Source organism: Paractinoplanes polyasparticus, from assembly GCF_019710575.1.
GTDB classification, from domain to species: Bacteria; Actinomycetota; Actinomycetes; order Mycobacteriales; family Micromonosporaceae; genus Actinoplanes; species Actinoplanes polyasparticus.
Genome location: NZ_JAHWFK010000040.1, coordinates 42,784 through 54,080, shown reverse-complemented (window position 1 = coordinate 54,080; position 11,297 = coordinate 42,784). Strand labels below are relative to the sequence as shown.

The following is an 11,297-nucleotide window of genomic DNA, read 5'->3' as shown; positions in this document are numbered from 1 at the left end:
CCTGCGACGGCTCACCGTATTTGACGCTAGCCGAACCCGAGCCACAGAGAGTCGCGCATCCGACTGGGGAACGAAGGTCATCATTGCGAACGCTGCCGCAGCACGGCGACGACGGCCATCACCTCACGGTGTAGGTGCCGGAGCTCTCCGACAGTGAGAGCCAGTTCGTATCCGTGATGATGTCCGGCGCGCGACAACGCCCACCACAGATAAGCCGCCCGCTGCGCGGTCTCGGCACCGGCGTACTCCCGCAGCATCATCAGCTGCGCCCGCCGATTACGACATTCCGCCACGCTGGGGGCCATCGCCTGCCAGTAGCGGTCCAGTGCCGCCTCTAAGGCGAGACGAAGGAGCCACGCACTCGCCCGCGGCCAGAGTCCGCGAGTGCCAGTGGCCGGCTTCGTCATCAGGTCGGCGGCGCTGGTCAAGTAGTTCTCGGCAGTGATCATTTCAGCCTCGCAATGAGACGAGCCACATCGGCCACAAGCTGTTCGGGGTCGTTGACGGCGGCGCCGTGGGCGCCTTCCTTGCAGGTGCGCAGGGCGGTTGCCGCCCACCCGCCGTGCGCGGTGTTGAGCTTGCCGAAAACCTGGCCGCCGGCATCCATGTCGTCAAAGAGAGCGAGCGCGGCCACCTGCATGGTGGTGCGGGCGCGGCCGATCAGGGCATCGACATCGCGATGAGGTTCGCCGCGCCCGATGCGACGGGCACGGATGATCTGGTGGAAACGAGCTTCGAGGGCCGACCGGCAGTAGGTCACGACGACCGGCGTGCGGACCTCGACCGGCATGTCGCGTGTTTTGGCCAGGGCAGCAGCGTCGTCGAGATAGCGCTTCACCGGGTCGATATTCTTGCGGATCTCCACGGTCGAGTTCTCCCGGCGGACGACCTCCCAGATGGTCGCGTCGATCTCGAGGCGACGGACGGCCTCCGGGAGCCGATCGTCGTGGGTGAAGACGATGATCTGACGGGTCTGCGCGAGGTCGGCGAAGACCCGGGCGAGCCCGTCCACCTTGGCGGGGTCCATGCTCTGCACCGGGTCGTCGATGATAAGGAACCTGAAGGGGCTGGCGTCCGCGCTGGCGCGCGGCAGGAACACGGCCAGACCGAGAGCCTGCATCTCTCCCTGGCTCATCACCGACATCGCGCTGGTCGCCGTGCCGTCCACGGTGGCCGGGAACGCGACCTTCCGCCGGGTGCTCGACCCGTCGAGTTTCATCCCCGCCAGCTCGACGTTGCTCTCCTGGCGCAGCTCCTCCCAGATCTGCTGCGACCGGGCGGCGAACGGCGCCAGCTGCTCCGCGCGAAGGTTCTCGATCAGTGGCTTGTACCAATCGAGGGCCTCCTTGACGCGTGCCAGTGGAGCTTCATGAACACGGGCGGCGACGGCGCCGGCATGCCACTGCTGCAGCTGGGCAGCGAGGTCACGCCACTGGTCGTGACGCGCCTGCAACCAGAGGATGGCCGTTTCGCGTACCGTCGAGACCGTCTGCAGCAACGCTGGATACGTGCTGGTGAGATGCGCGGCCACCGCTTCTGGGTCGGCATCGGCGCTGAGACCCGACCAGACGGCCCATGCCGTCCTGAGCCGCTCGCGAAGTTCGGCTGGGAAGTCCTCCGGCAGCGTCGTGGGCACTCCCGGGCCGACCGGAAGAGCCTGGACGTTCCGGCGTGCGATGGCCAGACCCTCCAGCACCGAGCGGTGGGCGGCTGCATCGTCGCGCATGCGATCCAGTTCCGCTTGAGCTTCCGTACGCCAATGCTGGTCGAGCACGCCGGCATGGCACAACGGGCATGGGCCGCCACCGTGCGCGTCGTAGTGTTCGGTGGCAGCTTCAAGCAGCCGGGCCATGCCCTCGGTGACGCTGCTGTTGGGTGCCTCCCGGACGCGGACCGCAGCCGCCGTCAGCGTGTCCGCCACCGCGGTGACCTCCTCGGCCGTCGGCAACGGCGGCAGGCTGACCAGCCTCCGGTACGCCGTTACCTGAGGGTCGACGTCGTCCGTGTTGCCCAGCAGCCGGTCCACGGAGTCAAGGTCGGGCCGAGTGGACGCGAGCAACTTGGCCGCCGCGCGGGCACGCTCGTCGTCGACCCCGCCGAGCGCCTGCCGGAGGGACTTTCGCCGGTCGGACACCGCCTTGAGCTGGGTGTCCAGTTCGCGTCTGATCCGCTTCAGCAGGCTCTCGGCGTTGGTGATCGGCTCGATGGCCAGCAGCGGCGCGAGCGCGTCGAACAGGTCGCTGGGCCGCGACGAGATGAGCCGGCCCAGATCGTTGGCTGTCAGCAGCGGGCGGTACGCCTCCAAGGGCTGACGCCAGCCGAGAGCGTCGACGTCGGCGTACGTCTGATCGCCATGGCGGACGTCGACCGCCGCATCGCCGGGTTCGGTCGCGTCGTCACGCCAGCGACGGCGCAGGCGCACGGGTGCGGCAGACCCGTCGAGGCGAGCTGTAGCTTCGATGGCCGCCTGGTCTGGGTGGTGCAGGTTGCGCCAGCCCTCGCGAAAGATCCGATTGTTCTCGGCCCAGCGCTTGCTGTCGCCAGTGAGAGAGAGCTCGACGGCTTCGGCGAAGCTGGACTTGCCCGAACCATTGCGCCCGATGACGAGCGTGAGGCCCGGTTGCGGCTGCAGATGAAGCGCCGCCTTGGCGCCGATGCCGCGAAAGCCGGTCACCGTGATGCGCTCGAGGAAGACGTGCCTGTGCTCGGCCGCCTCAGTCTCGCGGGCGGGCAGGTCAGCGGGGGCGCCATCGAGCACGGCGCGGAGCTGCCGCTCCCCGGCGAAGGCACCGAGAACCACCTCGGCGATCTGATCGGGGGTGCGCTGCTCGGTCAAACGGTCGAAAAGATGCTCCAGAAGTGCGTGAGTCATGCTCACCGTCTGCTCCCATGCCGACGTTACGGTGGGCCGCCCGGGGAAGGACAGCGTTGGGCAGTTACTGGGGATTGCTGGAACCTGCTGGAAGACTGTACGGTACTGGTATGGAACAAGTCGAGGCCCTCGATCGGCGGATCGAAGATCTGCGTACCGAGGTGCGGCGAGCGCTGACCGCCGGCGACCGCGAGCGCGTTACCAGCCTGCGTAAGCAGTTGCGTCAGGCACAGCGCGAGTGGGAAGCGCTCCTCGATGAGGAACTGGCGGACGAGACGCCGTTGGTTCCGGCTCCGCGGCTTGCTTCCGGGCCACTTCTTCCGGTACGGGAACAGGTGCACCAGGCGCTGACCTTGCTCGGAGCTCCGGCTGCTCCCAAACTCGTCGTCGCCGTACACGAAGCGTTCGCTACCGGTGAACTCACACCGACGAAGCTCACGAGTCTGCGGCGTGACGAGGAGCGTTCGTTCCAGTCCGCGCCATACTCCCGCCCGTACTATCTCTGCGCCGCTCTGACGGCCGACCACCTCGCCCCGGCGCGCGGGCTGATCGCCGTCTCGTCGTGGCCCATGGCCACGCGGATCATCGGCCCGCTCAGCCTGCGCGTCGATTTCCTCACCGCCGCCACCCGACTCGCCGAACAGCTGGAAAGGCTCGGCGAGACGGGCCCGAACGCCCGGCGGCTGCTGTGGCGCTTCGCCGCCACGATCCCGGGAGCCGCCACCAGCGCCAACGCCATGACCCCGGCCGCCGTCGCCGAGGCCGCCCAGGCCGAACTGGCCATCCACCTCGACGCCGACCGGTCGCACCGCGAAGCGGCCGCGAAACGGGCCCTCGACCAGCTCACACCGGCACAACAACTCTTCGGCGCCCGGCTGGGCCGCGCCGCGGCCACTGGCTCCTGACCCCGTTCTCCCGTTCTTCCGCGAAGGAACGAAGATGCCCGACGACACCCCCCACCGACTCCACCAGCTGCGCGGCTCCGCCCCCGCGAAGCGACACAACGCCCGCACGGTGGCCGCTCTGACCGGAAACCCGGGCTGCGCGCGACGTGCCGTGCTCGACGCAGCCGGCGTTGACAAGGACGCGCTGGCCAAACAGATCGGGTTCCCGGCAAAATTCGGTCAGTCCCAGTTCGCCATCACCCGGGGTAACTCGTTTGAGGCCCAGGTCAAGGCCAACGGGTACGCCGAGCTTCTGCGTCTGCTGCGCGAGGTGCTCGGCCTGGAGATCGAAGAGGTGGGCAGCACCGACCTCAACGACGTCGGCGGCAACGCGAGCCAGGAGGTGCGGCACACCCGCGCCCGCCAGGCCCTCAAGGCCGCCGTCGAGGGCCGCGAGCCGCTCACGTTCCTCGACCACCCGCTGCTGAGCCTCGACGTCGGCGGCAACATCGTCTACCTCGAGCCCGACCTGGTCGCCTTCCACCACGACGGCGTCCTGCACGTCGTCGAGATCAAGTCTTTCGCCATCATCGACGACCAGGCGGGCGGGTCGAAGGTCGCCGCGGCCGCACGGCAGTCGGCCGTCTACGTGCTCGCGCTGCGCCGCCTGCTCGGCGACGACAAGGTCTCCCACGACGTTGTGCTGGTCTGCCCGAAGGACTTCTCCAACCAGCCCACCGCGGTGAAGATCGACGTCCGCAAGCAGCTGATCACTCTCGACCACCAGCTCACCCGCCTGGCGCGCATCGACAACCTGGTCGAGCAGCTGCCGAACGGGCTCAGCCTCGACCTCGCCACCCACACTCCCGACGAGTTGGTGTCCGCCCTGTCCATCATGGAGGCGCGGTACGCGCCGTCCTGCCTGAACAGCTGTGAGATGGCGTATTTCTGCCGTCACGAGGCCGCTGGTTGCACCTCGGCATTGGGCACGACGGTCCGCGAGGAGCTCGGCGGAGTCGAGTACGTCACGCGGGCGCTCGACCTGGCCCAGGGCAAGGCCGTCGCCTCCGTCGAAGAGGAAGAGGCCGCCGCGATGCTGCGCATCACGGCGCAGATCTATGGGTCGGTGGCGGCATGAGCGCGATCTCGTCATACGCCCGGGCGCTCGCGGTCGACGGCGGACGGGCGTACCCCATCGCCACCCGCCGCCATCTGCACCTCAGCGACCACCCCCTGGCCTTCGTGCCGCTCACCATGGCCGGCGAGGCCAACGCCCCGCTCGCGGCGATGATCGGCACCGACCGGGACAACCCGACGATGCTGTTCGTGCCGCAGCCGCGCAACCGCACCCTGCGGTTCGCCTTCGCCGACCAGCTCGCCACAATCGTCCTCAAGTACATCGAGGATTGCCCCCGCCAGGGCGTCGAGACGTACGGCAAGGAAGGCAAGGTCCGCTACCTGGACGCGCCGCAGATGCTGGTCCCGAACCCGGCTGGCGCCGCCTTCGTGCGCCTCTTCGGCCGGTCGACGCGCTTCCGGCGCACGACCGGCGAGTACGCCGTGTCGCCGCAGGTGCCGCTGCTGGGACGCTGGCTGACCTGGTTCGGTGAGCGGTCGGAGCACCCCGGCTCGTCGGCCCTGGTCGCCATGACGTCCGCTCTCGGGCGGCACTGGGCGACTGGGCAGAGCGCGATGGAGGACGCCAACCTCGCCGCCCTGCTGGCCTGGATCGACCCGCCCGCCGGTGTGGCCGCGACTGACGCCGCGCGCGAAGCCGAGGATCCGACGATCTGGCCGCCGGCCGGCCCCAGCACCGACCCCACCTTCGACAACGAGATCCTGGCGCCGGCGATCCGCTTGTACGACGAGGGCAAACACGAGCGTGCCCTGGCCGTGCTCGAACGCGACCTGCGCTCGCAGCTCGAGCCGACCTGGCGGCTCATGTGGCAGGCGATCGACCTGCTGCGCACGCTGCCGCCGGGCGACACGGTGCCCGTCCGCTGGACCAACGACCGCACCGACTTCACCGGCTACCACACCTACGTCAGCGGCGGCGGCTTCCCGCAGGCCCGCCGCGACGGGGCGGTGGCCGCGGCGCGCCGGCTGCAACGCTTGGAGCGCGAACAGAACGAGTACGACGCCACGTGCGCCCTCGACGACCCGCTGGTGATGGCGAGCTTCCGGGTGACCGGCGAGGCTTTCGCCGGCACGGTCGTCGAGGTCGAGGCCGACCGCAAGATCCTGTCGGATAAGGGGCGCCGCGTCCTGCGCCCGCGCGTCGTCGTCCGCACTGGCGACCCGGTCCAGCTCCTCGCCGCGACCAAGTTACGCTCCCCCAGCCGCCCGAAGCAGGACGTCACCATTCTGAGCATCAACGGCGACCGGGTAGGGCTGCAGATCGAAAACGGCATGGGCCGCGCCGGAACCGCCGCACCGGGCACCGTCCCGACGCTCGGCGAGGAGCTCACTTACACCAGCGTGTTCCCGGAGAGCATGCGCTCACCGGAACTGCCGGCGCCCGAGGACACCCCGTGGACCCACGGCGGGCCGCCGAAGCCGTACACGCCGACAGACGACGACGCCCGCGAGGTGTGGGAATGAGCTTCGACCCGGCCGTCGAGGCGTCGCAGGCGACGCTGGCCATCCTGGAAGACTTCCGCTCCGGCAAGCACCGCGGCGTGGTGGTCAACTCGCCGCCCGGCGCCGGTAAATCCACCCTAGTGGTTCGCGCCGCGGCCGAGCTGGTCGAGGACGGCGGACGCCTGATGATCGTTGCCCAGACAAACGAGCAGGTCGACGACCTGACCGCCGCGCTCGCCGACCGGCTCCCCTCCACCCTGATCGGGCGCCTGAGCAGCGCCGAGTACGTGCCGTCAGCACGCGTCGCCGGCCTGCCCAACGTCACCTGCGACAAGGACGCCGCCAACCTCGCCGGCTGCCCGGTCACGATCGCCACCGCGGCGAAGTGGGCATACGTCAAAGATCGCTCCTGGGAATGGGCCATCGTCGACGAGGCCTACCAGATGCGTTCCGACGCCCTGCTTGCCATCGCCCGCCTGTTCGAGCGAGCCCTGTTCGTCGGCGACCCCGGGCAGCTCGACCCGTTCTCGGTCGTGGAGAACGATCGCTGGCGGGGACTCACCTGGGACCCGATGCAGTCGGCGGTGGCCGGCCTGCTCCGCAACAACGACGGCGTACCCGAGTACCAGCTACCGGTCTCGTGGCGCCTGCCCCACACCGCGCAGGAGGTGATCGCCTCGGCGTTCTACCCGTTCACCGGCTTCCGCACCGGGACCGGCCCGGGTGAGCGAGAGCTGACGTTCACGACGCGGGCCCTCGGCCGGACGCCCGTGGACGCCGTGCTCGAGGAGGCTGCCGCCTTCGGCTGGGGCTATCTCGAGCTGCCCGCCCGGCACACCATGCGCACCGACGCCGAGGCTGTCGACGCCGTGGCCGCCGTGGCCCGGCGTTTCGTGGAGCGAGGTCCCGTCGCCCGGTCCGGATCGACGTCAGGCCCGGTGACGGCGTCGCGCATCGCCGTCGGTGCCGCCCACCGAGACCAGGTCGCCGCGTTGCGAGCCGCTTTGGCCGATCAACCTGACATCACGGTGGACACCGCGAACCGCTTGCAGGGCCGGGAGTACGACGTAACGGTGGTGCTGCATCCGCTCTCCGGCCGCCGCGACGCAACCGCCTTCCACCTCGAAGCCGGCCGATTGTGTGTGCTGACGTCCCGCCACCGCCAGGCCTGCGTCATCATCGGCCGGGCAGGCATCCACGAACTGCTCGACGCCCACCCCTCAACAGAGCCCGTCCACGTCCACGAGCCAGTCAAGTTCCCCGACGGCTGGGCCGCCAACCAGACCGTTATGACTCATTTGGAGACACACCGGATCACTACTTGAGGCCGATCGGTTTCTGACAGAGACATAACCTAGGCTCCGACATTGCGGCGCGGAGCGCACGAGAGGAATCCGTATGAGCAGCGGACAATGGCGGCCGGTGGCCCCGGGTGTCCATCAGCTCGGCGTCAAGCTGGAGGAGCTCACTCCGGGCACTCGCCTGGGTGGAATCGCGGCTGGTGTGGTCACCGTGGTGAACGTCAAGTGGCATGGCTCCATGGCGATCACGTTGACCTACCGCGACGACGCCGGCCGGACCAGTGAGCGGCTGCTCTACCGCGATCACGAAGCTGCGCTGTCAATGGCGGAATCGTCGCGGGCCTTCTCCTTCGACGGTGAACCTGCCCTGTTCCGGCTCGCCGCGGAGGGCCTGCGCCTCCGCATGGCTGCGCGTTTCGACCCGATGCTGGCGGTGACGACCAGCGACCTCGATCCACTTCCACACCAGATCAAAGCGGTCTACGGGGAGCTACTGCCACGAACCCCGTTGCGCTTCCTGCTGGCCGACGATCCCGGTGCTGGCAAGACGATCATGGCAGGCCTCTACATCAAGGAACTGATGCTGCGTGGGGACCTGGCACGATGTCTGATCGTCGCGCCGGGCAGCCTGGTCGAGCAGTGGCAGGAGGAACTGCTCGACAAGTTCGGTCTGCGGTTCGAGCTACTCACCCGCACTCTCATCGACACGGCTCTAGACGAGTCGGTTTTCGAGCACACGCCCTTGCTGATCGCCCGAATGGACCAGCTCTCCCGCGCCGAGGACCTCCGCGAGCAACTCGAGCGTTCAGATTGGGACCTTGTCGTCGTCGACGAGGCCCACCGAATGTCCGCCCATTACTTCGGCGCCGAGCTGAAAACCACCAAGCGGTACGAGCTGGGCCGTCTGCTCGGCCGGGTGGCCCGACACCTGCTATTGATGACAGCCACGCCGCACGCCGGGAAGGAAGAAGACTTCCAGCTCTTCTTGGCCCTGCTTGATGCCGACCGCTTCGAAGGCCGTTTCCGTGACGCCGTGCACTCGATCGACACCGGCGGTCTCATGCGCCGGATGGTCAAGGAGGAGCTTCTCACCTTCGACGGTAAGCCTCTCTTCCCGGAAAGAGTCGCCGAAAGCCTTCGTTACGAGCTCTCCGACGAGGAACGGGCTCTCTATGAAGCTGTCACTCAATACGTTCGAGAGGAGATGAACCGGGCCGAACAGCTCAAGGCGGAAGGCGACGGCCGCCGCGGCAACACCGTCGGGTTCGCCCTCACCGTCCTGCAGCGGCGGCTCGCTTCTAGCCCGGAGGCGATTCTGCGTTCGCTGGAGCGGCGCCGTCGGCGCTTGGAGCAGCGTCGGCAGGAAATGCTCGAGGTTCGCAATACCGGGGATACAGGTCTACAGCGTCGGCTGGACGAGCTTCTGGGTCGCACCCCGGAAGCCCTGGACGACAGCTTCGAGGAACTCACCGAGGAAGAGCGCGAGGCGATCGAAGACGGCGTCGTCGACGCGGCCACCGCTGCGCGGACGATCGCCGAACTGGACACGGAAATCGGTGTGTTGGCCGACCTGGAACAGCTCGCCCGCAGGGTTCGGCACTCCGGCACCGACAAGAAGTGGACCGAGCTGCGCAGCCTTCTTCTCGACGACACGTCGATGTACGAGGCGGACGGCAATCGACGAAAGATCATCATCTTCACCGAACATCGAGACACGCTCAACTACCTGGTCGAGCAGAGCCGCGCCCTCCTCGGACGCAACGATGCGGTGGTGGCCATCCACGGCGGTGTGCGGCGCGAGATCCGGCGTTCGGTCCAGGAGCTCTTCACCCAGGACAAGGACACCGTGGTCCTGGTCGCCACCGATGCGGCTGGCGAGGGCCTCAATCTGCAACGCGCCCACCTGATGGTCAACTATGACCTGCCGTGGAACCCGAACCGCCTCGAACAGCGCTTCGGCCGTATCCATCGCATCGGTCAGACCGAAGTGTGCCGGCTGTGGAACCTGGTCGCCGACGACACCCGCGAGGGCGCTGTCTTTCTTCGTCTACTGGACAAGATTGAAGAGCAGCGCCGCGCCTACAAGGGCAAGGTCTTCGACGTACTTGGGGAGGCTTTCGAAGGCAAACCGCTCCGGGAGTTGCTCGTCGAGGCGATCCGGTACGGCGACCAGCCGGAGGTCCGGGCTCGCCTCAATCGGGTCATCGACGCTGAGGTCAGCGCGGGGCTTGACAAGCTGATGGCGGAACGAGCCTTGCACCACGACTCGCTGGCCGACACCGACGTCCAGGACCTGCGACTCCGACTTGAGGAAGCGCAAGCTCGACGACTGCAACCCCACTACGTGCAGGCCTTCTTCGCTGAAGCTTTCCGTCTTCTCGGCGGGATGATGAGCCCTCGTGAGGCCGGTCGGTTCGAGATCACCCACGTGCCGGGGGTAATCCGGGACAGAGATCGGCAGGTCGGCCTCGGGGCTCCGGTACTCCGCCGCTACGAACGTGTCTGCTTCGACCGGCCGTTCGTAAGAGCAGACGGCAAGCCGAAGGCAGATCTGATCGCTCCCGGCCACCCGCTGCTCGACGCGGTAGTCGACCTGGTCATCGAACGCTACGGAACCCTCCTCAAACAGGGTGCGGTGCTGATCGACGCCAACGATCCCAGCGAGGAACCTCGGCTCTTGGTGGCCCTGACGCAGCAGATCACCGACGGGCACGAGCCAGCGCGTACTGTCTCGAAACGCTTCGAGTTCGTCGAGATCCGCCGCGACGGAAACGCCGAGTCCGCCGGGCCAGCTCCCTACTTGGACTACCGGCCGGCGACCGCGGAGGAACTCCCCCACGTCGAAACTCTGATGACGGATTCCTGGATGGCCAGCGGCGCCGAAGATGTCGCGGTGACATGGGCCATCGAGCACGGCATGAGCCAACACCTCGTCGAGGTGCGCGACCGCGTTCGTCACACCGTCCAACGGACCAGGCAGCAGGTCAGGCAGCGTCTCATCCAGGAAATCAACTACTGGGATGCCCGGCACGCCGACCTCCTCGACCAAGCCGCCGCCGGCAAGGCTCTCAAGATCAAGCCAGAGACGGCGGATCGGCGAGCCCGTGATCTGGAACGACGGCTGGAGAAGCGACTGGCCGAACTGGCTGCAGACGAGGCTCTGCGGCCCATGCCACCGGTCATAGCTGGTGGTGCGCTCGTCATCCCTGCCGGACTGCTGGACCGGCTCTACGGCAAACGAGACGAGCCGGCCCTGGCTTACGCACGGAACACCGCCGAGGTCGACAGGCGAGCCATCGCAGCGGTCATGGCGGCCGAACGGAGCCTCGGCCGCGATCCCTTCGAGATGCCTCACAACAACAAGGGGTACGACATCCGATCCCTTACACCGGACGGCCATCTCGTCTTTATAGAGGTAAAGGGCCGAATCCTGGGCGCCGAGGACTTCATCGTGACCCGCAACGAGGTCCTTTACGCCAAGAACGCCGAACGCTACCGGCTTGCACTGGTCAGCGTGCACCCAGACGGACCGGCACATGACGAGATCCGCTACGTCCTAAACCCCTTCCAGGGGTTCGATTTCGGAGCGTTCATCGCCGACGGCGTTCGCGGCAACTGGCGAGACATGTGGAAAGAGGGAGAAGCGCCACTGTGATCAAC

General features: G+C 67.7%; 7 protein-coding genes. 5 read left to right on the top strand and 2 right to left on the bottom strand.

The features are described 5' to 3' along the window. Positions 1 to 80: 80 nt before the first annotated feature. Both KXC43_RS33680 and KXC43_RS33675 read right to left on the bottom strand, forming a co-directional pair. Entirely contained in the window at positions 81 to 449 is a 369-nt protein-coding gene (locus tag KXC43_RS33680; RefSeq protein WP_255645298.1) for a hypothetical protein, read from the bottom strand. Beyond that, positions 446 to 2,836, bottom strand: coding sequence for an ATP-binding protein (locus tag KXC43_RS33675; RefSeq protein WP_221380253.1), 2,391 nt, complete (start codon positions 2,834 to 2,836; stop codon positions 446 to 448). Before KXC43_RS33675 ends, KXC43_RS33680 begins: the two co-directional genes overlap by 4 nt. A gap of 146 nt (positions 2,837 to 2,982) precedes the next feature. Here KXC43_RS33675 and KXC43_RS33670 point away from each other — a divergent pair, with 146 nt between their 5' ends. The 5 genes from KXC43_RS33670 (at position 2,983) to KXC43_RS33650 (ending at position 11,292) form a co-directional block, all read left to right on the top strand. Continuing rightward, complete coding sequence (locus KXC43_RS33670; RefSeq protein ID WP_221380252.1) at positions 2,983 to 3,777, top strand: hypothetical protein; 795 nt, start codon at positions 2,983 to 2,985, stop codon at positions 3,775 to 3,777. Between the two features lie 34 nt (positions 3,778 to 3,811). Next, the gene (locus KXC43_RS33665) at positions 3,812 to 4,894 is read left to right on the top strand and encodes a hypothetical protein (protein WP_221380251.1); all 1,083 of its coding nucleotides are present in this window, start codon (positions 3,812 to 3,814) and stop codon (positions 4,892 to 4,894) included. After that, positions 4,891 to 6,357, top strand: coding sequence for a hypothetical protein (locus KXC43_RS33660; RefSeq protein WP_221380250.1), 1,467 nt, complete (start codon positions 4,891 to 4,893; stop codon positions 6,355 to 6,357). Before KXC43_RS33665 ends, KXC43_RS33660 begins: the two co-directional genes overlap by 4 nt. Next, positions 6,354 to 7,661, top strand: a complete 1,308-nt coding sequence (locus tag KXC43_RS33655) for an AAA domain-containing protein (protein WP_221380249.1) — start codon at positions 6,354 to 6,356, stop codon at positions 7,659 to 7,661. Before KXC43_RS33660 ends, KXC43_RS33655 begins: the two co-directional genes overlap by 4 nt. A 73-nt stretch (positions 7,662 to 7,734) precedes the next feature. Beyond that, the gene (locus KXC43_RS33650; RefSeq protein WP_221380248.1) at positions 7,735 to 11,292 is read left to right on the top strand and encodes a helicase-related protein; all 3,558 of its coding nucleotides are present in this window, start codon (positions 7,735 to 7,737) and stop codon (positions 11,290 to 11,292) included. The last annotated feature ends 5 nt before the right edge of the window (positions 11,293 to 11,297 follow it).